The organism is Rhodococcus sp. H36-A4, from assembly GCF_027158005.1.
In the GTDB taxonomy this organism is placed as follows: Bacteria; Actinomycetota; Actinomycetes; order Mycobacteriales; family Mycobacteriaceae; genus Rhodococcoides.
The window spans coordinates 193,396-219,778 of the sequence record NZ_JAPVLQ010000002.1; the positions used below are offsets into that span (position 1 = coordinate 193,396).

18 protein-coding genes and 1 tRNA gene are annotated in these 26,383 nt (G+C 62.7%); 12 read left to right on the plus strand and 7 right to left on the minus strand.

Annotated features, from left to right (window positions below):
• Positions 1-61: 61 nt before the first annotated feature.
• Together O1W68_RS05775 and gltB are read right to left on the minus strand one after the other, a co-directional pair.
• A complete protein-coding gene (locus tag O1W68_RS05775) occupies positions 62-1,513 on the minus strand; it encodes a glutamate synthase subunit beta (protein ID WP_269301955.1) in 1,452 nt (483 codons plus the stop codon).
• Positions 1,506-6,095 carry a glutamate synthase large subunit gene (gene gltB, locus O1W68_RS05780; protein WP_269301956.1) on the minus strand — a complete coding sequence of 1,530 codons (4,590 nt, stop codon included), beginning with the start codon at positions 6,093-6,095 and terminating at the stop codon, positions 1,506-1,508. The genes O1W68_RS05775 and gltB overlap by 8 nt, the downstream gene beginning before the upstream one ends.
• A gap of 775 nt (positions 6,096-6,870) precedes the next feature.
• Here gltB and betT point away from each other — a divergent pair.
• The 3 genes from betT (at position 6,871) to O1W68_RS05795 (ending at position 12,076) form a co-directional block, all read left to right on the plus strand.
• On the plus strand, positions 6,871-8,922 hold the full coding sequence (gene betT, locus O1W68_RS05785; RefSeq protein ID WP_269301957.1) for a choline BCCT transporter BetT: 2,052 nt from the start codon (positions 6,871-6,873) through the stop codon (positions 8,920-8,922).
• Between the two features lie 60 nt (positions 8,923-8,982).
• Entirely contained in the window at positions 8,983-10,455 is a 1,473-nt protein-coding gene (locus tag O1W68_RS05790) for an aldehyde dehydrogenase family protein (RefSeq protein WP_269301958.1), read from the plus strand.
• 67 nt (positions 10,456-10,522) lie between these two features.
• The gene (locus O1W68_RS05795) at positions 10,523-12,076 is read left to right on the plus strand and encodes a GMC family oxidoreductase (protein ID WP_269301959.1); all 1,554 of its coding nucleotides are present in this window, start codon (positions 10,523-10,525) and stop codon (positions 12,074-12,076) included.
• A gap of 121 nt (positions 12,077-12,197) precedes the next feature.
• On the opposite strand, the gene O1W68_RS05800 is transcribed toward O1W68_RS05795, so the two are convergent.
• A tRNA-Leu gene (locus tag O1W68_RS05800) sits at positions 12,198-12,280 on the minus strand.
• A gap of 218 nt (positions 12,281-12,498) precedes the next feature.
• On the opposite strand from O1W68_RS05800, the gene O1W68_RS05805 reads away from it, so the two are divergent.
• The 7 genes from O1W68_RS05805 (at position 12,499) to pknB (ending at position 22,274) form a co-directional block, all read left to right on the plus strand.
• The gene (locus O1W68_RS05805; RefSeq protein WP_269302809.1) at positions 12,499-13,905 is read left to right on the plus strand and encodes a DUF3662 and FHA domain-containing protein; all 1,407 of its coding nucleotides are present in this window, start codon (positions 12,499-12,501) and stop codon (positions 13,903-13,905) included.
• A 149-nt stretch (positions 13,906-14,054) separates the two neighbouring features.
• Entirely contained in the window at positions 14,055-14,519 is a 465-nt protein-coding gene (locus O1W68_RS05810; RefSeq protein WP_084348233.1) for an FHA domain-containing protein FhaB/FipA, read from the plus strand.
• Positions 14,516-15,952, plus strand: a complete 1,437-nt coding sequence (locus O1W68_RS05815; RefSeq protein WP_269301960.1) for a PP2C family protein-serine/threonine phosphatase — start codon at positions 14,516-14,518, stop codon at positions 15,950-15,952. The genes O1W68_RS05810 and O1W68_RS05815 overlap by 4 nt, the downstream gene beginning before the upstream one ends.
• Entirely contained in the window at positions 15,952-17,409 is a 1,458-nt protein-coding gene (locus O1W68_RS05820; RefSeq protein WP_269301961.1) for an FtsW/RodA/SpoVE family cell cycle protein, read from the plus strand. Before O1W68_RS05815 ends, O1W68_RS05820 begins: the two co-directional genes overlap by 1 nt.
• The gene (locus O1W68_RS05825; protein ID WP_269301962.1) at positions 17,406-18,893 is read left to right on the plus strand and encodes a peptidoglycan D,D-transpeptidase FtsI family protein; all 1,488 of its coding nucleotides are present in this window, start codon (positions 17,406-17,408) and stop codon (positions 18,891-18,893) included. The genes O1W68_RS05820 and O1W68_RS05825 overlap by 4 nt, the downstream gene beginning before the upstream one ends.
• Positions 18,894-18,900: 7 nt before the next feature.
• Entirely contained in the window at positions 18,901-20,352 is a 1,452-nt protein-coding gene (locus O1W68_RS05830) for a serine/threonine-protein kinase (protein ID WP_269301963.1), read from the plus strand.
• Complete coding sequence (pknB, locus tag O1W68_RS05835) at positions 20,349-22,274, plus strand: Stk1 family PASTA domain-containing Ser/Thr kinase (protein ID WP_269301964.1); 1,926 nt, start codon at positions 20,349-20,351, stop codon at positions 22,272-22,274. Before O1W68_RS05830 ends, pknB begins: the two co-directional genes overlap by 4 nt.
• Positions 22,275-22,287: 13 nt before the next feature.
• Here pknB and O1W68_RS05840 read toward each other — a convergent pair whose 3' ends face one another.
• Together O1W68_RS05840 and O1W68_RS05845 are read right to left on the minus strand one after the other, a co-directional pair.
• Positions 22,288-22,929 carry an aminodeoxychorismate/anthranilate synthase component II gene (locus tag O1W68_RS05840; RefSeq protein ID WP_269301965.1) on the minus strand — a complete coding sequence of 214 codons (642 nt, stop codon included), beginning with the start codon at positions 22,927-22,929 and terminating at the stop codon, positions 22,288-22,290.
• 82 nt (positions 22,930-23,011) lie between these two features.
• Positions 23,012-23,770 carry a DUF881 domain-containing protein gene (locus O1W68_RS05845; protein WP_269302813.1) on the minus strand — a complete coding sequence of 253 codons (759 nt, stop codon included), beginning with the start codon at positions 23,768-23,770 and terminating at the stop codon, positions 23,012-23,014.
• Between the two features lie 249 nt (positions 23,771-24,019).
• Here O1W68_RS05845 and crgA point away from each other — a divergent pair, with 249 nt between their 5' ends.
• The gene (gene crgA / locus O1W68_RS05850) at positions 24,020-24,283 is read left to right on the plus strand and encodes a cell division protein CrgA (protein WP_269301966.1); all 264 of its coding nucleotides are present in this window, start codon (positions 24,020-24,022) and stop codon (positions 24,281-24,283) included.
• A 45-nt stretch (positions 24,284-24,328) separates the two neighbouring features.
• Complete coding sequence (locus O1W68_RS05855; protein WP_269301967.1) at positions 24,329-24,808, plus strand: PH domain-containing protein; 480 nt, start codon at positions 24,329-24,331, stop codon at positions 24,806-24,808.
• A 37-nt stretch (positions 24,809-24,845) separates the two neighbouring features.
• Here O1W68_RS05855 and O1W68_RS05860 read toward each other — a convergent pair whose 3' ends face one another.
• A complete protein-coding gene (locus O1W68_RS05860) occupies positions 24,846-25,745 on the minus strand; it encodes a rhomboid family intramembrane serine protease (protein WP_269301968.1) in 900 nt (299 codons plus the stop codon).
• Positions 25,746-25,818: 73 nt separating this feature from the next.
• Positions 25,819-26,346 (minus strand): peptidylprolyl isomerase, encoded by a 528-nt coding sequence (locus tag O1W68_RS05865; RefSeq protein WP_269301969.1) that lies wholly within the window; start codon positions 26,344-26,346, stop codon positions 25,819-25,821.
• Positions 26,347-26,383 lie beyond the last annotated feature (37 nt).

The following is a 26,383-nucleotide window of genomic DNA, read 5'->3' on the forward strand; positions in this document are numbered from 1 at the left end:
AAACGAGGTTATGGAGCGGAAAACCTGCTTTCCGTCCATAACCTCGTTCTGGCTCAACCGATCAGCGCTGCGGCGCCTGAGTGGGGACGATAGGCGATGGGAGGGCCGTCACACCCTCGAGGAAGGTATCGACGGCAGCCGCACACGAACGGCCTTCGGCGATGGCCCACACGATGAGCGACTGCCCACGGCCCATGTCACCGGCAACGAACACACCGGGCACGTTGGTGACCCACTCGTTCGAGCGCTTGACGTTGCCACGCTCGTTCAGGTCCACGCCGAGATCGGTCAGCAGCCCCGGCTTCTCGGGACCGACGAAGCCCATGGCAAGAAGCACCAGATCGGCCTCGAGGGTGAACTCACTGCCCTCGACCTTCTCGAACTTGCCTGCCTTGAACTCGACCTCGTGCGCTTCGAGACCGGTGACCTTGCCGTCGGCACCGACGAAACGCTCGGTGTTGACCGAGAACACTCGCTCGCCGCCCTCTTCGTGAGCCGAAGCAACGCGGTACATCAACGGGTACAACGGCCACGGGGTGGACGTCGCACGCTCTTCCGGCGGGCGAGCCATGATCTCGAACTGGTGAACGCTCTCGGCGCCCTGACGATGCGAGGTGCCAAGGCAGTCTGCACCGGTGTCACCGCCACCGATGATCACGACCTTCTTGCCCTTCGCCGTGACGGGCGGAGCGTCGTAATCGCCCTGCTGCACGTGATTTGCTCCGGGAAGGAACTCCATCGCCTGGTAGATGCCCTCGAGTTCGCGTCCCTCGATCGGCAGATCGCGCCACGCGGTAGCACCACCGGACAGAACGACGGCGTCGAACTCTGTGCGCAGCTCTTCGGCCGAGATGTCCACTCCGACATCGACACCGGTACGGAAGACCGTGCCCTCGGCCTCCATCTGCGCCAGACGACGGTCGATGTGGCGCTTCTCCATCTTGAACTCCGGGATACCGTAGCGCAGTAGCCCGCCGATGCGGTCTGCCCGCTCGAACACGGTGACGGTGTGTCCGGCACGTGTCAGCTGTTGTGCGGCTGCCAATCCTGCAGGCCCCGAACCGACGACGGCGATGCTCTTGCCCGTCAGGAACGTCGGGTAGACGGGAGTGACCCAGCCCTCTTCGAAGGCCTTGTCGATGATCTCGACCTCGACCTGCTTGATCGTCACGGGATCCTGGTTGATTCCCAGTACGCACGACGCCTCGCACGGGGCAGGGCACAGTCGCCCGGTGAACTCCGGAAAGTTGTTCGTGGCGTGCAAGCGGTCGATGCTCTCGCGCCAACGATCCTTGAACACCAGATCGTTCCACTCGGGAATCAGGTTTCCCAGCGGGCAGCCGTTGTGGCAGAACGGAACACCACAGTCCATGCACCGGCTCGCCTGTGTCTGCAAGGCTTCCTTGGGGAAGTCCTCGTAGACCTCTTTCCAGTCCATCAGCCGTAGGTCGACGGGTCGACGCTTCGGCAGTTCACGAACCGTGTGCTTCAAAAATCCTTGTGGGTCACCCACGAGCTGCCTCCATGATCGCTTCGTCCACGTCCGCGCCGTTCTTCTCGGCTTCGGAGATGGCCAGCAGTACCTTCTTGTAGTCGCGCGGCATGACCTTCACGAAATGGTTCACCTGCTGTGACCAATCGTTGAGGATTCGCTCTGCAACTTCGGATCCCGTTTCCTCGTGATGACGGGTGACGATGTCTTTCAACCAGATGAACTCGTCGCCTTCGATATCCTCGATATCGACCAGCTCGGTGTTCAGGTTCGCCTCGAACGTCTTGGCCGGGTCGAAGACGAATGCGACGCCGCCGGACATGCCGGCACCGAAGTTCCGGCCCGTCTCACCGAGGACGACGACCTTGCCACCGGTCATGTACTCGCAACCGTGGTCGCCGACACCCTCGACGACGGCCACCGCGCCGGAGTTACGTACTGCAAAGCGCTCACCGACGACGCCTCGGATGAGGGCTTCACCATTGGTGGCACCGAACAGGAAGACGTTGCCGCCGATGATGTTGTCCTCGGCGACGAAGCCTTCGGGAGCATCGAGCGAGGGCCGCATGATGATGCGTCCACCGGAAAGACCCTTGCCGACGAAGTCGTTGGCGTCGCCGTGGAGGCGAAGTGTCATTCCGGCCGGCACGAAGGCGCCGAAGCTGTTGCCCGCCGAGCCGGTGAAGGTGATATCGATGGTGTTCTCGGGCAGACCGACGCCGCCGTACGCCTTGGTCACCTCATGGCCCAGCATGGTGCCGACCGTGCGGTTGACGTTGGTGATCTTCGAGGAGAACGACACCTTCTCGCCCTTGTCCAGAGCATTTCGACTCTGCACGATGAGCTGCTGATCGAGTGCTTTGTCGAGGCCATGATCCTGGGTACCGGTGTTGTAGAGGTCCTGGTTCATGAACGCCGACTCGACCTCGTCGAGAATCGGCGACAAATCGAGCTTGGATGCCTTCCACGCGTCCTTCGCTGCGGTGGTGTCCAGTAGCGCCACCTGGCCGACGGCCTCGTTGAGGGTGCGGAATCCGAGCTCGGCCATCAGCTCGCGAACTTCCTCGGCGATGAACATGAAGAAGTTCTCCACGAACTCCGGTTGACCGGCAAAACGCTTGCGCAACAGCGGGTTCTGCGTGGCAACACCGACCGGGCACGTATCGAGGTGGCACACGCGCATCATGATGCATCCCGTCACGACGAGAGGCGCTGTTGCGAAACCGAATTCCTCACCACCGAGCAGAGCTGCAACCATGACGTCGCGTCCGGTCTTGAGCTGTCCGTCGACCTGGACGACGATGCGATCACGAAGACCGTTGAGCAACAAGGTCTGCTGCGTCTCGGCCAAACCGAGTTCCCACGGCCCGCCCGCATGCTTGACCGACGTCAGCGGCGTTGCACCGGTACCGCCATCGTGACCGGAGATGAGCACCACATCGGCGTGCGCCTTGGAGACACCCGCGGCGACGGTGCCGACGCCGAGTTCCGAGACGAGCTTGACGTGAATGCGTGCCTGCGGGTTGGCGTTCTTCAGATCATGGATCAGCTGCGCCAGATCCTCGATCGAATAGATATCGTGATGCGGCGGAGGCGAAATCAAGCCGACACCCGGCGTCGAGTGACGAACCTCGGCAACCCAGGGGTACACCTTGTGCGCCGGAAGCTGGCCGCCCTCACCGGGTTTCGCGCCCTGAGCCATCTTGATCTGAATATCGGTGCAATTGGTCAAGTAGTGCGAGGTGACACCGAAGCGTCCCGACGCGACCTGCTTGATCGCACTGCGTCGCCAGTCACCGTTCTCGTCGGGCTCGAAACGCGAGACATCCTCCCCGCCTTCACCCGAATTCGAACGCGCACCGAGGCGGTTCATTGCGATCGCCAAAGTTTCGTGCGCCTCGGCGGAGATCGAACCGTAGCTCATCGCTCCCGTCGAGAAACGTTTGACGATCTCCGACGCCGGTTCGACCTCTTCGATCGAAATCGACTGCCGGTCTTCGGTTTTGAAACGGAACAGTCCGCGCAGCGATGCCAGGCGCTCCGACTGGTCGTCGACCATCTTCGTGTATTCCTTGAAGACGTCGTACTGGCCGGTGCGGGTGGAGTGCTGGAGCTTGAACACGGTGTCCGGGTTGAAGAGGTGGTACTCCCCTTCACGACGCCACTGGTACTCCCCGCCGGTCTCGAGCTCACGGTGCGCGCGCTCGTGCCGGTTGGTGAGATAGGCGATGCCGTGACGCGTCTGCACATCAGCGGCGATCTGGTCGAGATCGATACCGCCGAGCTGACTGTCGAGTCCGGTGAAATACTCGTCCACCAGGGTCTGCGCGAGGCCGATCACCTGGAACAGTTGCGCACCGGTGTACGACGCCAACGTCGAGATGCCCATCTTGGACATCACCTTCAGGACACCTTTGCCTGCCGCCTTGATGTAGTTGGCGACGGCCTTGTCGAGCTCGATATCAGCGAGAGCACCGCGCTCGATCATGTCCTCGATGGACTCGAACGCCATGTACGGATTGACCGCTGCCGCACCGAAACCGATGAGAAGCGCCATGTGGTGCACCTCGCGGGCATCACCGGACTCGATGATCAGGCCGACCTTGGTGCGGGTCTTCTCGCGGACCAAGTGCTGATGAACCGCTGAGGTCAGCAGCAGCGACGGGATCGGCGCGAGCTTCTCGCTGGATTCACGATCGGAGAGCACGACGATGCGCGCTCCACCGGAAATCGCGGCAGATACCTGTGCCCGAATCGCCTCGAGCGACTGTCGAAGTCCCTCGCCGCCCTCGGCCACCGGATACAGACCGCGCACGACCACCGAACGCAGGCCTTCCTGCGTGCCGTCGTCATTGATGTGGATCAGCTTGGACAGGTCGTCGTTGTGCAGGATCGGCGTCGGGAGCACGATCTGCTTGCACGCGTCGGCGCCAGGGTCGAGCAGGTCGCCCTCGGGTCCGATGGTGCCGCCGAGGCTCGTGACGATCTCTTCACGGATCGCGTCGAGCGGCGGGTTGGTGACCTGCGCGAACAGCTGCGAGAAGTAGTCGAACAACATCCGCGGGCGGGCCGAGAGAACCGCAATCGGAGTGTCGGTACCCATCGAGCCGATGGCCTCGGCCCCGGTCTTCGCCATCGGCGAGAGAAGAACGCTCAGCTCCTCGGTGGTGTACCCGAAGATCTGCTGACGGATGAGAACGCGATCGTGCGGCATGTGCACATGCGGGCGGTCGGGCAGATCGTCGATCTCGGTGAGACCGTCGTCGAGCCATTGCTGATACGGGTGCTCCGCAGCGAGCTCGTCCTTGATCTCGTCGTCGGAAACGATGCGACCCTGAGCGGTGTCCACGAGAAACATCCGTCCGGGCTGGAGACGAACCTTGCTGACGACCTTCGCCGGATCGATGTCGAGCACACCGACCTCGGACGCCATGATGACGAGACCGTCGTCGGTGATCCACAGCCGGCTCGGGCGCAGACCGTTGCGGTCCAGCACTGCCCCGATGACGGTGCCGTCGGTGAAGCACACCGAGGCCGGTCCGTCCCAGGGCTCCATCAGCGAAGAGTGGTACTGGTAGAACGCACGACGGGCGGGATCCATGCTCTCGTGACGCTCCCAGGCCTCCGGGATCATCATGAGTACGGCATGCGGAAGACTGCGGCCGCCGAGGTGCAAGAGTTCGAGTACTTCGTCGAAACGAGCTGTGTCACTTGCACCGTGGGTGACGACGGGGAAGATCTTCTTCAGCGCGTCGGGACCGCCGAAGACATCGGAGGTGATGAGGGCCTCGCGGGCACGCATCCAGTTCTCGTTGCCGGTCGCGGTGTTGATCTCGCCGTTGTGTGCGACGCGACGGAACGGGTGCGCCAGCGGCCACGACGGGAACGTGTTGGTCGAGAAACGTGAGTGCACAAGTCCGAGTGCGCTTTCGACACGATCATCCTGCAGATCGATGTAGAAGCCCTTGAGCTGTGGAGTCGTCAACATGCCCTTGTAGACGAACGTCTGCGAGGACAGGGACGGGAAGTACACGGTCTCGCGGCCGGGGCCGCCTTTGCCGGGCCCCTGTTCGCCAAGCTCGTGCTCGACGCGTTTGCGGATGACGAATGCGCGACGCTCGAGATCCATATCCGTGACGGAGGAATCGGAAGAGCCGAAGAACAACTGACGGAACGTGGGCATCGCATCTCGCGCAAGTGCCCCGAGAGAGGAGTCGTCGGTGGGAACATCGCGCCAGCCCAGAACGGTCAGGCCCTCGTTCTCGACGATCTTCTCGACGTCCTCGCACGCCCGAGCGGCATCGACTTTGCCTTGCGGCAGAAAAGCGATTCCGGTGGCGTATGCGCCCGCGGCGGGCAGTTCGAAATCGACGACGGCTCGGAAGAACGCGTCCGGCACCTGAATGAGGATTCCAGCGCCGTCGCCGGTGTTGGGTTCGGAACCGGCGGCGCCCCGATGCTCGAGATTGACCAGCGCAGTGATGGCCTTTTCGACGATGTCACGGCTACGGCGACCGTGTATGTCCACCACGAACGCAACTCCACAGGAGTCATGCTCGTTACGGGGGTCGTAGAGGCCTTGCGGGCCCGGAGTGTGCTTCATACCTAGCCTTCGGATAAGTCCAGCTTTCAAGTACGCCAGAGCGGCTCGGCACAGATCACCGGCCGTCGCGGACGGCTGTTGGGTGCCGTTCGCCGTTGAAGCAGCACCCCCGAGCGTCGGTCCTTGCCTACCGTCGAGCAGATCAGCTCGGGGGCACACGCAAGCCTCGTTCGGGTGGATCGGCCGTTTGTACGCCGGTCCAATGACAAACGATAAATCAGTACCCTGGTAACACTGCAAATAAGGTTAACCTATTAACGCCCTCGAGCTGGGGGTTCGCAAAACTTTTTATAAGTCCATATCGACCCCTGCGCTCCGGTTTCGTACGCGAGAAGCACCCCGAGAGAGACACTGCCCGGAATTCACGTCGGGCTCACAATCCGGGTGTCACCAAAGGACATCGGGAAACAACGTCGGTGTAATTCGTCACCTGGGTTCGGCGAAAGTGCGCCCGCCGAGTCCAGGGCGGCCGCCCGCAGTGCGGCCGAAAGCCGGATTGCACTCGGCGAACAGTGCATTGGGCACCGACCAGTCCGACACCTGACGTTCGGATCCGGTCTTCGCAGCGGTGCCGCAGCCAAGGGAAACAGTCCGGCTCGAGCTGGACCGACTTACTGTGCTACCTCGAATTCTCGCAGCTCAAAGGGCTCAGAGACCGGGCCCTGCGGGCTAGGGTGAGGACAACGACAGTGTCATCTCCAGTGTTTTGCTGTGTTTACGAGCACAGTGCCGACACCACCGTCCTGGTGCGCAGGCAACAGAAGGGAACAGATTTGTGAGTTCATCGGTCGAGGATTCCAAGCCAGATGTGGCCGAAGAACCGGAGGCTCGATCGCGGGTGAACTGGCGGGTCTTCGTACCCGCTGCACTGTTCACTCTTGCGATTACGATCTGGGCGCTGATCGCACCGGAGAACGCGGAGAGTGTGCTCGGCAGCGCAGTGACATGGACGTCGGACTGGTTCGGATGGTTCTACGTGGCGCTGGTCGCAATCGTGCTCGTTTTCGTTCTTTACCTGGCCTTCTCGGGGTTCGGCAATCTCAAACTGGGGCCCGCTCACTCGCAACCGGAGTTCGGGTTGCTGTCATGGGCGTCGATGCTCTTCGCCGCCGGCATCAGCACCGATCTGATGTACTTCGCCGTCTCCGAGCCGGTGACGCAGTACCTCCAACCACCGAGCACCGAAGCCGGTTCAGTGGATGCTGCCCGTGAGGCGACCGTATGGACGCTCTTCCACTACGGAATCAGCGGATGGGGCCTCTACGCCCTGATGGGGATCGCGTTGGCCTACTTCGCGTATCGGAAAAATCAGCCGCTGGCGATCCGCTCGGCACTCGCGCCCATCTTCGGCAAACGCGTCAAGGGTGTGCTGGGCGACACTGTCGACTTCGCTGCACTACTCGGAACGATCTTCGGCGTGGCGACCTCACTGGGAATCGGTGTCGTGATGATCAACGTGGGACTGAACGTAGTTTTCGGACTGGAGGTCAGCACCGGTGTCGAAATCGGCATCGTCGCCGTCGGTGTTGCCATTGCCACACTTTCGGCCACCTCGGGCGTGGACAAGGGCATCAAGATTCTCTCGCTCCTCAACGTGTTCTTGGCATTCGCACTGTCGATCTGGGTGCTCGTCATGGGCCAAACCCAGTTCCTGCTCGACGCCCTGGTTCTGAACGTCAGTGACTTCGGTCGACTTTTCCCGAACATGGTCGGTCAGACCTTCGCGTTCGAGGACACCGGCACATGGATGACCGACTGGACGCTGTTCTTCTGGGCCTGGTGGATCGCGTGGGCCTCGTTCGTCGGCCTTTTCCTTGCGCGGATCTCTCGAGGCCGCACCATCCGCCAGTTCGTACTCGGGACTTTGACGATCCCCTTTCTCTACATCCTCATGTGGGCCTCGGTCTACGGAAACTCTGCCCTCCAGCGGGTTCGCGGCGGTGACAGCGAATTCGGCGAACAAGCGATCCTCAACCCGGAGGGCGCGTTCTACGAACTACTGAGGGACTACCCGGCCTTCATCTTCATCGCCGCCCTCGCCACCTTCACCGCTCTTCTCTTCTACGTCACGTCCGCCGACTCGGCCGCGCTGGTGATGGCCAACCTCTCCTCGCACCTACCGAGCCCGCAACACGACGGGAACGCGCCGCTTCGCATCTTCTGGGCGCTGGCGACAGGCGGTCTGACCGTTGCCATGCTCGTCGTAGGCGGCGTCGGAGCTTTGCAGAATGCTGCGGTCATCATGGGCTTGCCCTTCGCCTTCGTCATCATCCTCGTCATGATCGGGCTCTACCGGTCGCTGAGAGTGGAGACTTTCCGGATCGAAAGCGTCGAGCAGAGTTTGCCGGGGTCGCTCTCGGTCCGCACCGGAGGAAACCGCGGAGTCGACTGGTCCTGGCGCCACCGACTCAGTCGGGTTCTCAGATTCCCCGGCGAGGACCGGGTGCGAGAGTTCGGACGCGAGGTGGTGTTGCCGAGTTTCAACGAGGTCGTCGAAGAAATGCGGGCCCAAGGGATCGATGCTCGATGCGGTCCCGTCGACGACACCGAGGACTGCGACATGTACGAACTCGAGGTGGGTGCAGACCACGCTCATCCGTTCCGCTATCAGGTGTGGCGACGCAAGGTCGCCATCCCGTCCTTCGGGCTGACTCTGCCTCGAACCGAAGACGAGTACTACCGGATGGAGGTCTATCTGGACGGTGGTTCCGGTCAGGGATACGACATCATGGGATATACGAAAGACCAGGTCATCGAAGATATCCTGGACCATTACGAAGGGCACCTTACTTTCCTCCAGCTCGAAGAGAACAGCGGCGGTTCTTGACCGCTACAACCGCACGGACAGCCCTATCAGCACAACCCACGCAGCAAGGAGACCAGCCTCATGCCCAAGACGTTGTTTATCGATGGTGAGTGGACCTCTGCGGTCAACGGCGGAACTCGGGAGATCCACTGCCCGGCGAACGGCGAACTCGTCGGCACCGTCGACGAGGCAGATGGTGCCGATACCGCAGCGGCCATCGCCGCCGCCCGACGCGCATTCGACGCCGGAGTATGGAGTTCCACCTCTGCGAGCGATCGTGGCGCGTTGTTGTTACGGGTCGCTGATGCGATCCAACAACGTAAGGACGAGTTCGCCCGCGCCGAGTCACTCGATACGGGCAAGCGCCTCGTGGAGAGCGAAATAGACATGGACGACATCAGTGCCAGCTTCCGCTATTTCGGGGTGCTCGCCGGGCAGCAGGCGGGGCGGGTCGTGGATCCGGGAATGCCCGACGTCGTGAGCAAGGTCGTGTACGAGCCCATCGGTGTCTGCGGAATGATCACCCCCTGGAACTACCCTCTCCTGCAGGTGGCGTGGAAGGTGGCACCCGCTCTCGCAGCGGGCAACACATTCGTACTCAAGCCCAGCGAACTCACCCCGCACACTGCGATGCTTCTGATGGATGTACTCGATGGGCTCGGACTACCGGCGGGCGTGGCGAACCTCGTGCTCGGCGCCGGTGCCACCGCGGGCGCGCCGTTGTCGGAACATCCCGATGTCGACATGGTCTCGTTCACCGGCGGGCTCGCGACGGGCCGCGTGGTCGCTGCAGCGGCAGTGCAGACGGTCAAGAAGGTGGCGCTCGAACTCGGCGGGAAGAACCCCAATGTCGTCTTCGCCGACGCCGACTTCGATGCGGCCGTCGACAATGCCCTCAACGCAGCCTTCGTACACAGCGGCCAGGTGTGCTCGGCAGGAGCGCGTCTCATCGTCGAGGAGTCCATCCACGACCGCTTCGTTCAGGAGTTGATCCGGCGGGCCAAGCAGATTCGCTTGGGCGGGCCATTCGACGAAGCTGCGGAGACGGGTCCGCTCATCTCGGCGGACCATCGTGACAAGGTCACCGCCTACGTCGACGCAGGCATCGCGGAAGGTGCCGTCGTCGGCTGCGGCGCCGAATGGGGCACCGGTGAACTCGAGGCGGGTTTCTACTATCTGCCGACGGTCCTAGACGGCTGTAACACCGCAATGTCGGTGGTTCAGGAAGAGGGCTTCGGTCCCGTCGTCACCGTGGAGACCTTCCGCACGGAGGAGGAGGCCATCGCCATCGGCAACGACACTCGGTACGGGCTCGCCGCAGGCGTCTGGAGCCAGGACGCCGGAAAGACCGAACGCGTGGCAGCGCGGTTGCGCCACGGCACTGTGTGGATCAACGACTTCCACCCCTACCTGCCACAAGCCGAGTGGGGCGGATTCGGCATGTCGGGCAACGGCCGCGAACTGGGTCCGACCGGTCTGGCCGAATACCAGGAGATCAAGCACATCTACCAGAACCTCCGGCCCGCGGTCACCGGCTGGTTCCCGCAGCACTGAGCACACCACCGATTCTTCGGTTCGGTTCGGTTCGGTTCGGTTCGGTACAAGGAGAGGCGCAAGAAACATGTCCGAAAAGCGATTCGATTACGTGGTCGTCGGTGGCGGCAGCGCCGGCGCGGCCGTGGCGGCACGTCTCAGTGAGGACTCGTCCGTCACCGTCGCGTTGGTCGAGGCCGGCCCCAGCGACGTCGGCGTCGACGCAGTCCTCCAGCTCACCCGCTGGCCTGCACTGCTCGGATCAGGTTTCGACTGGGACTATCAGATCGAACCGCAAGAGCACGGTAACTCGTTCATGCGCCAGTCGCGGGCGAAGGTGCTGGGTGGCTGTTCTTCACACAACTCGTGCATCGCTTTTTGGCCGCCGGCCGAGGATCTCGACGAGTGGGCCGGCAAGTACGGTGCCATCGGCTGGGATTCCGATCAGATGCTGCCGCTGCTTCGAAAGCTCGAGAACAACGACCAACCGGGCACGCACCACGGTCACGACGGGCCGGTGCGCATCCGGAACATCGAAGCCGTGGACCCGGCGGGTGTGGCGATACTCGAAGCGTGTGAGCAAGCCGGCATCCCCACCGTGCAGTTCAACAACGGCACGGTTGTCGAGGGCGCCGGGTTCTTCCAGGTGAACGCGCTGGCGGACGGCGTGCGGTCCTCGTCTTCGGTGTCTTATCTACACCCGGTCATGAACACGCGCAGCAACCTCGAGGTCCTCACCGGTCTCTGGGTCAAGAAGCTCATCATCGACGCGGACAAACGATGCAGGGGCGTACAGGTTCTGAACCCGGACCTGGTGCACACCGACATCATCCACGCCGACCGTGAGGTCATCGTCTCGGCCGGCGCCATCGACTCCCCCAAGTTGCTCATGCTCTCCGGCATCGGCCCGGCCGACCACCTACGCGAGTTAGGTGTCGAGGTGGTGGTGGATTCACCCGGCGTCGGCTCGCACATGCAGGATCACCCAGAGGGCGTCATCTCGTGGGACGCGAAGAAACCGATGGTCACCGAGTCGTTGCAGTGGTGGGAAATAGGAATCTTCACCCGCATCGACAAGGAACGCGACCGACCGGACCTGATGTTCCATTTCGGCAACACCCCTTTCGACATGCACACGTTGCGCCAGGGCTACCCCACCTCGGAGAATGCGTTCTGTCTGACCCCGAATGTCACGGATGCACGGTCGCGCGGCACAGTCCGTCTGCGCAGCCGAGACTTCCGCGACAAGCCGCGGGTCGATCCGAAGTACTTCTCGGACCCATACGACATGCAGATCATGACCTACGGGATCAAGCTGGCCCGCGAGATCGTCGGGCAGCCTGCTATGGCCGAATGGGCGGGAATGGAGTTGTTCCCAGGTGACGACGTACGCACCGACGACGAGATCGCCGACTACATCACGCGCACCCACAACACCGTCTACCACCCCACAGGCTCGGTATCGATGGGCGCGGCCGATAATCCCGATGCACCCCTCGATCCGCAGTTGCGGGTCAAGGGGGTACGCAACTTGCGCGTGGCCGATGCGTCGATCATGCCGAAAATCGTGGCCGTCAACCCCAACATCACCACGATGATGATCGGTGAAAAGTGCGCGGAGATGATCAAGAAGGGCACCTGAGCAGGCACAAAAGAAAGCCCGGCCGAAGCAATTCGGCCGGGCTTTCCGTGTGTTCATCGCGACATCTCGGTCGTAGATAAACCACTGGCCGCAGCGAACGAATCAGCTGCGACCAGTGTTGTGGGCGGAGGGGGACTTGAACCCCCACGTCCCGAAGGACACTGGCACCTGAAGCCAGCGCGTCTGCCATTCCGCCACCCGCCCGGGTGACCGGTGAACGTTAACACGCACATCCGGCGACGAAGAAATCGAGAAGTAGACCGTTCAGCGCACGGGTGCTTACCGACCCGCAACGTATATCATGCATGGACGAAGACCTCGAGCAGACACGCGTTCGCGGTCACGCGTTCGGTTCCTACTCGAAGTTGGTTCCTCGAGCAGGAACGATGCAGACCGAGCACTATAAGGGAGGGAAGGTCACCATGGGCATTGTCCAGCGTTTCGAGCGAAAGCTACAGGGCGCGGTCGGTGACGTATTCGCCCGAGTGTTCGGTGGCGGAGTGGTTCCGCAGGAAGTCGAGGCAGCGCTTCAACAAGAAGCGTCGGACCTGGTCCGTCCGCTCGACGGCGGCCACTACCTCGCACCGAACAGCTATGTGATCACAATCAACAGTTCCGACCATGACGGACTCGCCGCAGATCACGATCTGACCGTGAAGGCTTTTTCTCGCCACCTCGGTGACTACATTCGTGATCAGGGCTGGCAGACGTACGGGGATGTCGTGGTTCGATTCGAACCGTCGCCCACCTTGCACACCGGTCAGTTCCGGGCCAGTGGTTCGGTCGATCCCGATGTGGGACGATCGTCGACTGCAACCGGTAACGCCTCGGCGGCCGGCCCACGCCCCCCGCGACCGTCAGCCCCACCTAAGTCGACATCAGGAGCCGGCCCCATGACGCAGAACCCAGGCTACGACCCGCAACGCGAACCCGCTGACGGCTCTCGCCCCGATCCGCGCGCCCACAACGGGTATCCGGCTCCCGGCCAAGATCCGCGTTATGCGCAGGGCCGCGACCAGAACGGATACGACGCTCGCCGCAACGGCGCGCCGTATGCGAACGGCGCTTACGGCGCCGATTCCGAGGCTCCTCAGCAGCAGGGTCAGCCCCGAAGTAATCAGTACAACCAAGGCTACGAACAGCAGGCCTACGGAGATCAGGGGTACGACCAGCAAGCGTATTCGGATCAGGGTTACGAGCAGGGTGGTTACGCGCAGGGTGGTTACGCGCAGGGTTACTCGGCTCAGCCGCCACCCGAGCAGGCCTACTCGGACCAGCAGGGCTACTCGGACCAGCAGGCCTATGGCCAGCAGGCGTACGCCGAACCCGCTTACGGCGAGCAGCCGGCCTACGGGGAGCCCCAGCAGGCCTACGGGGACCAGCGCTACGCCGAACCCGCACAACAGCCTGCTTCCTATCAGCAGCCCGCGTCCTACCAGCAACCCGCATACGACTATCAGTCCCAGCAGGGCGGCTATCAGCAAGGCGGATATCAACAGCCCGACTACGGTTATGCCGAGCCCGCCTACAACGATGCTCAGAGTCTGGCCGCGACATTGCAGCTCGAGGACGGTAGCGGCCGCTACTTCCAGCTTCGCGAAGGCCAGAACATCATCGGCCGTGGCCAAGATGCCCAGTTCCGGCTCCCGGACACCGGAGTATCGAGGCGACACGTCGAAATCCGTTGGGATGGACGCGTCGCGATGTTGTCTGATCTAGGTTCGACCAACGGCACCACCGTCAACGGCGCATCCGTTCAGGATTGGCAATTGGCAGACGGCGACGTGATCCGCGCAGGACACTCCGAAATATTGGTCCGCATCGTTTAGCGCACCCCGCCAGTATGGTGATCGACACACACAGCTTCTCTCTAGGATGCTGTGTGTGAAAACGTCTGCACGTGGTGCGTGCATGGGGGAAGGAACCGGCGTGTTTTCCACGCTGGTCGACACAGATGTGGCAAAGGAGGTGGACGGCTGTGCAGGGATTGATACTGCAGCTGACCCGAGCGGGTTTTCTACTCTTGCTTTGGTTCTTCGTCTGGGCCGTCCTACGAACCCTACGGAGCGACATATACGCCGCTTCCGGCATGCGTATGCCAGCACGTTATTCCCGGGGCTCGAAGGTTCTTCCCTCGTTCAACAAACAGAAGGTTGCCAAGAATCTAGTGGTAACACAGGGCGGTCTCGCCGGAACTCGCATTTCTCTCGGCACGCAACCGGTTCTCATCGGCCGCGCCGACGACTCGACACTCGTGTTGACCGACGACTACGCGTCGACCAGGCACGCACGCATCTCGCCACGCGGGGGTGACTGGTACGTCGAAGATCTCGGTTCGACCAATGGCACCTACCTCGACCGGGCCAAGGTGACCACTGCCGTCCGCGTCCCCCTCGGCACTCCGGTGCGTGTAGGCAAAACCGTGATCGAGTTGCGCCCGTGACTCTTGTACTGCGTTATGCGGCCCGTAGTGACCGCGGGCTCGTGCGATCGAACAACGAAGACTCCGTCTACGCAGGAGCTCGACTCCTCGCGCTGGCCGACGGGATGGGCGGACATGCCGCGGGCGAGGTCGCTTCGCAATTGATGATCGCCGCCCTGGCCCACCTCGACGACGACGAGCCAGGTGACGACCTTCTCGGCAAGCTGGAGGCGGCGACTCGCGAGGGCAATGCCTCCATCGCCGATCAGGTCGAAGACGAGCCCGAGCTCGACGGGATGGGCACGACCCTCACTGCAATTCTCTTCGCAGGCAAGAAGATCGGCCTCGTTCACATCGGTGATTCGCGGGCATACATGCTTCGCGATACCAAGCTCTCCCAGATCACTCGCGACGACACCTTCGTTCAGTCGCTCGTAGACGAAGGCCGGATCACCCCCGAGCAGGCGCACACACACCCACAGCGTTCACTCATCATGCGGGCGTTGACCGGCAACGAAATCGAACCGACGCTGACCGTCCGCGAGGTTCGTGCGGGTGATCGTTACCTGCTCTGCTCGGACGGTCTGTCCGACGTGGTGAGCGACGAAACCATCGAGAACACCATGAACGAGGGTGACTGCGCCGAGAGCGCCGACCGCCTCATCGAACTTGCTCTACGAAGCGGTGGACCGGACAACGTCACCGTCGTCGTCGCGGACGTCATCGACCTCGACTACGGCCAGAGTCACCCGATCGTCGGGGGCGCGGCCAGTACCGAGGAAGAAGAGTACTCACCGCCGCTCAACACCGCCGCCGGTCGTGCTGCGGCTATGCGCCCGCCGAGGTCGACACCGAAGCGAATCGCCACTCCCGCACCGGAACCCGAGAAGAAGTCGCACAAGCTCCGCTGGTCGCTGGTCGCGCTGACACTCATCGCATTGCTGGTCGGCGGCGCCTTCGTTGCCAATGCGGCGATCCGAAACAACTACTACGTCGGCGAGGAGAACAACCGCGTCGCCGTCATGCGCGGAGTTCCGGGTTCGATACTGGGTTACTCGCTTCAGACGGTCCACTCCGTCGGCTGCCTCGACGCAGACGGCGCGCTCACCCTGCGTGGCCCCGATTCTTCCTCGAGCTCATGTGACGTCTTCGAGGTCGACGATTTGGTGCCCGCTGCTCGGGAACAGGTACGAGCGGGACTGCCGTCGGGCAAGCTCGACGAGGCGAACGGACAGATGAAGCAGCTAGCCTCCGGCGACCTGTTACCGCTGTGCGAGCCCGAGCCTGCAACCCCGGCTACTACGACGACGGCGCCACCGGTGCCACCGCCGCCAGGTGCTCCGGCGTTGCCTCCGGCGCCCGATGCCCCGCCACCTGTCCTGCCCGAACCAACGGCCACCCCAGCACCGTCAGCACCACAAGTAGCAGGTCAGAACTGTAGGGCCGGTATTTGATGAGCTCCAATTCTTCTGTGGGGGCATCCTTTCCGAGTCCGCCGGAAGGATTTGCTCCGGCACCCGTTCAGTCGAACCGACGTAACGTCGAGTTGCTGTTGCTCGGGATAGCGGTCGTGATCACCACGTTCTCCCTGGTGTTGGTAGAGGCAAGCCAAGAACAAACCATCACCCTCGACCTCGTCAAGTACTCGCTGGCCTATCTGGCGTTGGTGACGGTGGCGCATCTCGCAGTCCGCAGATTCGCCCCGTACGCGGACCCACTGCTGCTGCCGATCGTGGCGCTGTTGAACGGCCTCGGCCTCGTGCTGATCCATCGGCTCGATCTCGCCGACCAACAGTCGGCCGCCTACCTGGGTCAGGAGATCCCGTCGCCGGACGCCAATCAGCAGGTGCTGTGGACGACCCTTGCGATCGCCGGATTCATCGCCGTGCTGGTCCTGTTGCGGGACTACCGCACGCTGGCGCGCTACAGCTACACCGTCGGTCTGGCAGGTCTGGTGCTGCTCGCCATTCCCGCACTGCTTCCGTCGGCGTTCTCCGAGGTCAATGGATCGAAGATCTGGATTCGGCTGCCCGGCTTCAGCCTTCAGCCCGGTGAGTTCGCAAAAATCCTGTTGCTGATCTTCTTCGCATCGCTCCTCGTCGCCAAGCGTGAACTGTTCACCACTGCCGGCAAACATGTACTCGGGATGGACTTCCCCCGTGCGCGCGACCTCGGTCCGATCCTGCTGGTGTGGATCGTCTCGGTCGCCGTCCTCGTGTTCGAGAAGGACCTCGGTACGTCGCTGCTGATCTTCGGCACCGTGCTGGTGATGATCTACATCGCCACCGAACGCGTCGGCTGGCTCATCATCGGATTCGCGCTGCTGTCGATCGGCTTCCTCTTCGCCTATCAAGTCTTCGGACACGTCAAGATCCGCACCGATACCTGGCTGCATCCGTTCGAGGACTACAACGACACCGGCTATCAAATCGTCCAGTCGATGTTCAGCTTCGCCACAGGCGGCCTCGCGGGTACCGGTCTGGGCAGTGGGCGTCCGTCGCAGGTGCCGTTCGCGAAGACCGACTTCATCATTGCGACAGTCGGCGAGGAGCTCGGACTCATCGGACTCACTGCGGTCCTGGTCCTCTACCTGGTCTTCATCATCCGTGGCCTGCGCACCGCGCTCGCCGTTCGTGACAGCTTCGGCAAACTTCTCGCTGCCGGGCTCGCGTTCACCATCGCCATTCAGTTGTTCGTCGTGGTGGGTGGCGTAACCAAGCTGATTCCGCTCACCGGACTCACCACCCCGTACATGTCGTACGGCGGATCCTCGCTGCTCGCCAACTATCTACTGCTGGCGTTGTTGATCAAGATCTCCGACGCAGCGCGTGAGCCCGCCGTTCCGAACAAGAAGCCGGTGGTGGCGACGCCGATCGCGGAAGCGCCGACCGAAATGGTGAAACGCCCGTGAACACTCCACTTCGACGGGTCTCCATCGCCGTCATGGTCATGGTCGTGGCTCTTCTCGCCAATGCGACCTACCTGCAGGTGATCAAGGCGGACGATCTGCGGACCGATCCACGTAACTCGCGCGTACTACTCGACGAGTACTCACGCCAGCGCGGACAAATTTCGGCAGGGGGCCAGGTCCTTGCCGCATCGCTCGCTACCGACGATCGATACAAATACCTACGCACCTACCCGTCGAATCCGGCGGCGACGTCGAGCCCGTTGGCGAACGCGCCTGTCACCGGGTTCTACTCGATGCTCTACTCGAGCAGTGGCCTCGAGCGCACCGAAGATCAGGTGCTCAACGGTTCGGACGATCGTCTGTTCGGTCGTCGCCTCTTCGATCTGATTTCCGGACGCGACCCGCGCGGGGGCAACGTGGTGACCACCATCGATCCCGTCGTACAACAGGTGGCATACGACCAGCTCACCTCCAAGGGCTACACCGGATCCGTCGTCGCGATCGAGCCCTCGACGGGCAACGTCCTCGCGATGGCGAGCACACCGAGCTACGACCCCAATTCGTTGGCGAGTCACGACGGGCAACAGACCACCGAGGCGTGGGATGCGCTGAACGCCGACCCCGACAAGCCGTTGTTGAATCGCGCGATATCGGCGACCTACCCGCCGGGATCGACCTTCAAGGTCCTCGACACGGCAGCGGCCCTCGAGAACGGTGCTACACCTGACGATCAGCTGACGGCGGCGTCGAACATCACCCTTCCCGGCACCCAGACCACCCTCGAGAACTACAACGGCAGCACATGCGGCGGCGGGGCGACGGCGTCGCTACGTGAGGCGTTCGCTCGCTCCTGTAACACCGCCTTCGTCGAGCTTGGCATCAAGACCGGTGCCGATGCGCTTCGAGATACCGCGAGCGCGTTCGGTATCGGGGAAGATACGACGTCCTTGCAGCTCCCCGTCGCCGACAGCACGATCGGGTCCATCCCCGATGACGCCGCGCTGGGCCAGACGAGCATCGGTCAGCGAGATGTTGCGCTGACGCCGCTACAGAATGCCGTGATCGCAGCGACAGTGGCGAACAACGGAGTCCGGATGGCGCCGCACTTGATCAGTCAGCTGCAGGCACCGGATCTGTCGGACCTCTCGACCACCAAGCCACAATCGGAAGGCCAGGCCATCAGCACGGAGGTCGCTTCGACTCTGACCGATTTGATGATCGGCGCCGAGAACAATGCCGGTTCACAGGGCAAGATCCCCGGCGTGCAGATCGCATCGAAGACCGGCACTGCCGAACATGGGACCGATCCTCGGAACACACCACCGCACGCGTGGTACATCGCATTCGCGCCGGCCGAGGCACCGAAGATTGCCATCGCCGTACTCGTCGAGGACGGTGGCGACCGCGCACTCGCAGCGACCGGTGGTTCGGTGGCTGCACCGATCGGTCGCGCGGTCATCGCTGCCGGATTGCAGGGGAGGTGAGAAGCAGATGCCACTGAAAAACGGTGCCGTGATCGCACAGCGTTATCGGCTCCTGAGGCTCATCGCCACCGGCGGTATGGGCCAGGTATGGGAGGCGATGGACAATCGTCTCGACCGCAACGTTGCCGTCAAGGTCCTCAAAGCCGAGTTCTCCGAGGATCCGGAGTTCTTGCAGCGCTTTCGTTTCGAAGCGCGTACGACGGCTCAACTCAACCACCCCGGTATTGCCGGGATCTACGACTACGGCGAGACGCGCGACGAATCAGGTGAATCGCTGGCGTATCTCGTCATGGAACTCGTCAACGGTGAGCCGCTCAACGCTGTGCTCGGACGGATCGGGAAGTTGCCGCTCGGGCATGCCCTCGACATGCTGGAGCAGACCGGTCGATCGCTTCAGGTCGCACACTCGGCAGGCGTTGTTCACCGCGATGTGAAACCGGGCAACATTCTGATCACTCCCGCGGGACAGGTGAAGATCACCGATTTCGGGATCGCGAAAGCTGTCGACGCATCACCGGTCACCAGGACCGGCATGGTCATGGGCACCGCCCAGTACATTGCCCCCGAACAGGCTCTCGGCGACGAAGCCACCTCGGCCAGCGACGTCTACTCCCTCGGTGTCGTCGGCTACGAGGTGCTCTCGGGTACGCGGCCGTTCCTGGGCGACGGTGCACTCACCGTCGCGATGAAGCATGTCCGCGAGATGCCCGCCCCGCTGCCCGCCGACCTGCCGCCGTCCGTTCGCGAGCTCATCGAGATCACGATGGCCAAGGATCCTGCCGCCCGGTACGCAAACGGCGGTGAGTTCGCGGACGCTGTTGCCGCAGTGCGTGCCGGCCGACGGCCTCCAGCTCCCGGTAACGGTCGAGGTCCGGGTACCGGCCGCGTTCTTATGCCCGGTGTGGTCGGTGCTGGCGGCACCAATCCCGACAGCACGCAGATGATGCCGACGTCGCAGAACCGATATACCGGGCCGACCACGGGCGCTGCGGTTCCCGCTACGTCGGAACCCACGGGGATGACCTCTGCCCAGAAGGCTCTTGCTTGGGGTGGCGCCGGCCTCCTGGTGCTGGCGATCATCATCGGTGGATACGTACTGCTGACGGGAGGGGAGGGAACACAGGCGCCGTTCACGCCGCCGACGACGAGGCCCGCCCCGACCACGACGACCACCACAACCACGGAACCGACCACCACGGAACCGACCACCACCCGGGAAACCACCACCACAACTACCCCGCCCCCGACGACAACCACCACGGAACCGCCGACCACGACCACCGCGCCGCCGACGACAACGACGGCCCCAGCGGTGACGACGACGAGCGCTGGGTTCACCTTGCCGCAGTTGACCCTCCCGTCGCTGCCCGGCGCCGGTGACGAAGAAGACTCCGGTGACACCGGAGCCGGCGGCGCCTCCAAACCTCAACTCGGACCTGATCGACAAGGACAACCATGACGACTCCCCGCAATCTCTCCTCCCGTTACGAGTTGGGTGAGATTCTCGGCTTCGGTGGCATGTCCGAGGTCCACCTTGCGCGCGACAGTCGACTCGACCGTGATGTAGCCATCAAGGTGTTGCGAGCAGATCTCGCTCGCGACCCCACGTTCTATCTTCGGTTCCGACGCGAGGCGCAGAATGCAGCGGCTCTCAACCATCCGGCGATCGTGGCGGTCTACGACACCGGTGAGGCCGAGACCGAAGCCGGTCCGCTGCCGTTCATCGTCATGGAGTACGTCGACGGCAATACTTTGCGTGACATCGTTCGCGCCGATGGGCCGATGACCCCGCGCCATGCGATGGAGGTCATCGCCGACGTCTGTGCGGCTCTCGACTTCAGTCATCGCAACGGAATCGTGCATCGCGACGTCAAACCTGCGAACGTCATGATCAACAACGCCGGTGCAGTCAAGGTGATGGACTTCGGTATCGCCCGCGCGATTGCCGACAGTTCGAGTCCGATGACACAGACCGCCGCCGTGATCGGCACGGCTCAATACCTGTCCCCCGAACAGGCCAGAGGCGAGCAAGTGGACGCCCGCTCGGACGTGTACTCGCTCGGTTGCGTCTTGTTCGAGGTACTGACCGGTGAGCCCCCGTTCAAGGGTGACTCACCAGTGGCCGTCGCATATCAGCATGTGCGGGAAGATCCACAACTACCGTCCTCGGTCAATTCTGCGATCCCGCGGGAACTCGATTCGATCATTCTCAAGGCAATGGCCAAAAACCCGGCCAACCGCTATCAGTCGGCAGCAGACATGCGCACCGATTTGGTGCGAGTGCTCGGCGGACAGCGCCCCTCGGCCCCCACCGTCATGAACGACGAGGACCGCACCACGATCCTGGGCTCGATGGATTCGCGGGAGCCGCAGTACCGATCGGGTGACACCGACCGCCCGGCCGAGCAGCCCCCGGCCGGGCGCAGTGAGGACAACACCTCGAAGCGGAGAGGACTGCGGATAGCAGTGATCGCGCTGGCAGCGGTAGTCGTGGTCGGCATCATCACCGCGTTTCTGTTGTCTCTCGGCAGCGATTCCTCACCGGAACGAGTCGCCATCCCCACCGTCGCAAATCTGACGACCGCAGAGGCGACCTCTGCTCTTGCAGACCTCGGACTTCGAGTCCAGACCCGCGAGAAGCCCGATCCCACGATCGCTGCGGGCAGAGTCATTTCGTCACAGCCGCCCGCCGGGACGCAGGTCGATTCGCCGAGCACCGTCGACCTCGATGTCTCGACCGGTCCGGAGCAGGTGCAGGTTCCGGCGTTGGCCGGCAAGACTGCCCAGCAGGCAACTCAGGCGTTGTCCGCAATCGGTCTCGAACTCGACGCTTCTGTCGCACGAGTGGCTTCGACACCGGAGAATCTCGACAAGGTAGTCGAACAGAATCCGTCGACCGGTGTCGGGATCACCGTCGGTTCGGCCGTCAAAATCACGTTGGGCAGTGGCCCGTCGCAGATACGGGTGCCCGACGTCACCGGTCAGCAGGTCGACGTCGCGCGACCCAACGTCGAGGCTGCCGGCTTCAAGGTGCAGATCGAGAACATCGACTCGGGTCAGACCGTGGGTGAGGTTGTCTCGACGAGCCCAGCAGGTGGATCGAATTCCGCCGAAGGTGACACCGTCACACTGCGCGTCTCGAACGGAGACAAGATCCCCATGCCCGATCTTGTCGGAATGACGCCTGCACAAGCGCTCTCGGCACTCGACGCAGCAGGGTGGACGGGTACGTCAGCCAACATCACCTCGACCCCGCAGAGTCAGCTCGACCCGACCCTGGTGGGTCGGATCGTCAATCAGGCCGAACCCGCCGGATCGGAAATCACCAAGTCCCAGTCGCTCAACGTGAACGTAGGGACGCTGGGAATTCCGCCCCGGTAAGTGGTGCGCCACGTCAGCTGAACGCGAGTGCGACCTGCGCCTCGAGTTCGACCACGAGGCGCTCGTCCTGCTCGAGTCCGCAGACGGCCAGCCAGTTGGACAGCATCCGGTGGCCACCCTGAGTGAGTATCGACTCGGGGTGGAACTGGACGCCGTGTATCGGCAACGTCCGATGGCGCATGCTCATCACAAGGCCGGATTCGGTGCGTCCAGTCACCTCGAGTTCGTCGGGGATGGTGTCCTCGACGACGGTCAACGAGTGGTATCGAGTAGCGGTGAACGGCTCGGGTAGTCCCTCGAGGACGCCGACGCCCGTGTGATGAATGCTGCTGGTCTTTCCGTGCAGTAGTTCGGGCGCGCGGTCGACGGTCGCACCGAATGACGCACCGATGGCCTGGTGCCCCAAACACACCCCGAGAAGTGGAGTACCGGACGCAGCGGCCGCGGTCACGAGATCCATCGTGGCTCCCGCTCGCTGCGGTGTTCCCGGCCCTGGGCTGAGCAGAATGCCGTCGAAGTCTGCAACGACGGCGGCCCGGTCGGTCAACCTGTCGTCGTCGTTACGCCAGACGGTCGCGTCGACTCCGAGTTGGCCCAGGTATTGGACGAGGTTGAAAACGAAGCTGTCGTAGTTGTCGACGACCAGAATGCGCATGGGGCAAGGATAGGTGAGCGCGTCGGGCACGAATCGCCCCGATGTCCCTTTCCGACGGTGTGGCTGACTACTGCCGAGGCGCTCATCGCGCAGGCTGGGCGAATCCGATGCGTATCGGTCCGGTGTATCCGGGCACGGTCAACGCGTCGGAACGTGTTTCTTCGAAACCCAGCCCGTACCGAAACGCATACTGCCGAAAGATCCGAACACCTGGATTGTCGGCGAGCGCCGCAGAGAGCCGCTCGGGGTCTCCCAAGGCCGTCACCACGTAGGGCGGACTGTACGTGCGTCCGCCCAGCAGAAGCGTGTTACCGATGCAACGCGGCGCGACCTGGCTCGTGATCCGTTGATCCTGCATGGCCATTGCCGAGGCGCCGCCGGTCCACAGTGCATTGAGCACACTCTGCACGTCCTGTTGATGCACGACGAGATCGTCGGGCGACGCGTCCGACGCGTATCGCCCGTCCGGGCCCCGGGCTGCGTCGGTCAACGTCACGACCACACCTGTCCCCGATGCCGGTTCGACCCCAGCCTGGGCGGCGAGCGGATCGGCCGCGGCAAGCGCACGTCCCACTTCGACGTCGGAGGAACCAGCTGTGCGCTGCAGGTCGTCGACCTGCCGGGCCAGGTCGTTTCTGATCGACTCGGCGTCGTCACTGCTGCTCTGGGCCGCTCCGACCAGATCCGACAACCTGGTGGTGTCGCTTCGCCGGATTTCGTCACCTTGAGATACGACCCTGGTGGTCGCAAGGAGTACCCCGACGACAAGGCACACGACGAGGACCAGGATCTGCCAGCCACGCGCCGCGACGCGCTCCCTGGTGGTCGATTCCTCGATCATGGTTTTCATCCGATGCTCTCTCGTGACATTGCGCTGAGCTAGCGTGTGTGGGCATATGGTGACCGGTTCGAAAAGCCGGGCCTGTGGATAACAACGCCAGGCAAAGCAGTGTTGGCGCAATAACAGTGCGAAACTCTACTAGCGAGGACGCTACCTGTTGCGGTTGTCCACAACCGTTATCCACAGGTCGACGGGTCGTGTACCGGTAAGTCGCCTGTACGAGCGTGAGCACACTACGAAGGGTTGAACATGCCGAAATCGAAGGTTCGGAAGAAGAAAGATTACACCGTCGCACCCGGCGCCCAATCTGCTGGAGCACTGAAGGCTGGGCCGTCGAGTCCTCTTTTCGTGGCGGTGATGCTCGGGTTCATGCTGGTAGGACTGTTATGGCTCATCGTGTACTACTTGGCTGCCGACAATATCTCGTGGATGAACGACCTCGGTGCGTGGAACTTTCTGATCGGTTTCGGCTTCATGGTCGTCGGTCTCGTCATGACCATGAAGTGGCGATGAACAGGCCCCGTCGACGGCTAGTTACACGCGTGTCATTCATCCCCAATGTGGATAAAGCCTGTGGATAACTTTTCGGAGTCTCCACAGCCTGTGGATAGATTGAGCTGGGCGACGCCCCTTTCGGCTGTCATCGCGATGACCTTGGGCGGATTCGCACTCTTCGGAGCGGCATTATTGACCGGTACGGACGCCACCGGCCGACTTCTCATCTCGATAGCGGCCATCGGCCTGTGGACGATCGCGGGGCTCGCTGCCCTACAGCGGCCGAGACTGGCGATCGTCGACGGCTCACTGTCGATGAAGCGCCTGTCTGGAGTGCAGGCATACGCCCCGAGCGAGATCGTGCGAATCAAGCTCGCTCGATACCCCCGACTCGGGCGGCGAGTGCCGATGATCGAAATCGACGTTCAACGCGCGGGCGACACCGAGGATCGGCTGATCATCTTTGGTCGCTGGGATCTCGGAACCAGTCCGGAGACAGTGTTCGAGCAGCTCGAGCGACATGGGTTCGTACCCGCGGGCTGACGAGCCGGGCGGTTGTTCCAACGGTGCTGGAGGGTTCTTACAGACCCATCATGGAACGAAGCGACAGCACGCGAACTGCGATGACTGCAACGCATAGGGCTGCGACCGCACCGACGGCGATCCACCCGATGTGCGGTGCCCGCAGGCGGCTGGGCAAAAACACGATGCCGGCGGTCGCAGCGGCACCGGCGACGAGGCCGCCCATGTGTCCCCAGAGCGAGATTCCGGGGATCGAGATACTGATGAAAATATTGAGGCCGATCACCACCAGAATCGGAGTAGGGCTGCGGCGAAGCTTCAGCAGAATGACCGCCTGAGCACCCAACAGTCCGAAAATTGCGCCCGAAGCTCCCGCGGTGACGGTGATCGGGGCCTCGAGGACCATGACCGAGGCACTGCCCCCCAGTAGCGAGACGAAGTAGACCGCAAGGTATCGGCTTCGACCGAGAATCATTTCGACATCGCGGCCGATGATGTACAACGCGAACATGTTGACGAGTAGGTGGATCGGCCCGATATGCAGGAAGCCGCTGCCGATGAGGCGCTCGACGTCACCGGTAGCTACCGATGGTGGAAACAGCGCCCAGGCATTGAACAGTGGCGACGCGTCGGTATTGCCCATCACATCGCGGGATTGCATCGCCGTCACCGCGAAGACGAGGACGTTGAGGGCCATGAGGATGTACGTGACGAGTCCGTACGTCGATCCGGCCCGCGCACCGGCGACGGTCCGGATAGGCCGGACCGAGGCATTGGCGTCACGTACGCAGTCGACGCAATGCTGCCCGACTGCTGCAGGTCGTAGACACTCGGCGCACGCAGGGCGTCCGCATCGCGAGCACGCCAGTCCGGTCGCTCGATCGGGATGCCGGACGCACCTCGACTGGGGTGGGGTTGGCTGATCGCCGGGCGCGCCACCCCAGCCGGGGTCGGTCATGGTGAAGTTCCTCTACGGTGAATTTTTTCCAGCACCTGAATTGGTGATGTGAACGTTTCTCAGGAGAGAGCGATCACGCAATGGTGACGCTGTTGATGACGACATCCTCGACGGGACGATCGCCGCGGCCTACAGCAGTTCCGGAGATGGAATCGACTACCTTCTTCGACGCCTCGTCCGTCACCTCACCGAAGATGGAGTGCTTGCGGTTCAGGTGCGGGGTCTTGCCGGTGGTGATGAAGAACTGCGATCCGTTGGTTCCCGGACCGGCGTTGGCCATGGCCAGCAGGTAGGGGCGGTCGAACGAGAGCTCGGGGTGGAATTCGTCGCCGAACTTGTAGCCCGGTCCACCCGAACCCGTTCCGGTCGGGTCTCCGCCCTGGATCATGAAGCCGTCGATGACGCGATGGAAGACAGCGCCGTCGTAGAACGGGCCGGTCTTTCCGCCGGACGCGTTCGTCGAGGTGTAGTCCTTCGATCCGTCCGCGAGCCCGACGAAATTCTCGACCGTCTTCGGCGCATGGTTGCCGAAAAGATCGATGATGATGTCGCCGTGGTTGGTGTGCAACGTGGCAGTGGAGGTCTTGTTTGGTGAAGTCACCCCTCCATCGTGCCATTGACGCGCTACCGAGCGGTCG

Excerpts from the sequence above, each read along its gene's own strand:
- O1W68_RS05820 (WP_269301961.1), top strand. The coding sequence starts at position 15,952 with ATGAGCTCCAATTCTTCTGTGGGGGCATCCTTTCCGAGTCCGCCGGAA.
- gltB (WP_269301956.1), bottom strand. The coding sequence starts at position 6,095 with ATGAAGCACACTCCGGGCCCGCAAGGCCTCTACGACCCCCGTAACGAG.
- crgA (WP_269301966.1), top strand. The coding sequence starts at position 24,020 with ATGCCGAAATCGAAGGTTCGGAAGAAGAAAGATTACACCGTCGCACCC.
- O1W68_RS05830 (WP_269301963.1), top strand. The coding sequence starts at position 18,901 with ATGCCACTGAAAAACGGTGCCGTGATCGCACAGCGTTATCGGCTCCTG.
- O1W68_RS05805 (WP_269302809.1), top strand. The coding sequence starts at position 12,499 with ATGGGCATTGTCCAGCGTTTCGAGCGAAAGCTACAGGGCGCGGTCGGT.
- pknB (WP_269301964.1), top strand. The coding sequence starts at position 20,349 with ATGACGACTCCCCGCAATCTCTCCTCCCGTTACGAGTTGGGTGAGATT.
- O1W68_RS05855 (WP_269301967.1), top strand. The coding sequence starts at position 24,329 with ATGTGGATAAAGCCTGTGGATAACTTTTCGGAGTCTCCACAGCCTGTG.
- O1W68_RS05860 (WP_269301968.1), bottom strand. The coding sequence starts at position 25,745 with ATGACCGACCCCGGCTGGGGTGGCGCGCCCGGCGATCAGCCAACCCCA.
- O1W68_RS05790 (WP_269301958.1), top strand. The coding sequence starts at position 8,983 with ATGCCCAAGACGTTGTTTATCGATGGTGAGTGGACCTCTGCGGTCAAC.
- O1W68_RS05795 (WP_269301959.1), top strand. The coding sequence starts at position 10,523 with ATGTCCGAAAAGCGATTCGATTACGTGGTCGTCGGTGGCGGCAGCGCC.
- O1W68_RS05840 (WP_269301965.1), bottom strand. The coding sequence starts at position 22,929 with ATGCGCATTCTGGTCGTCGACAACTACGACAGCTTCGTTTTCAACCTC.
- O1W68_RS05845 (WP_269302813.1), bottom strand. The coding sequence starts at position 23,770 with ATGATCGAGGAATCGACCACCAGGGAGCGCGTCGCGGCGCGTGGCTGG.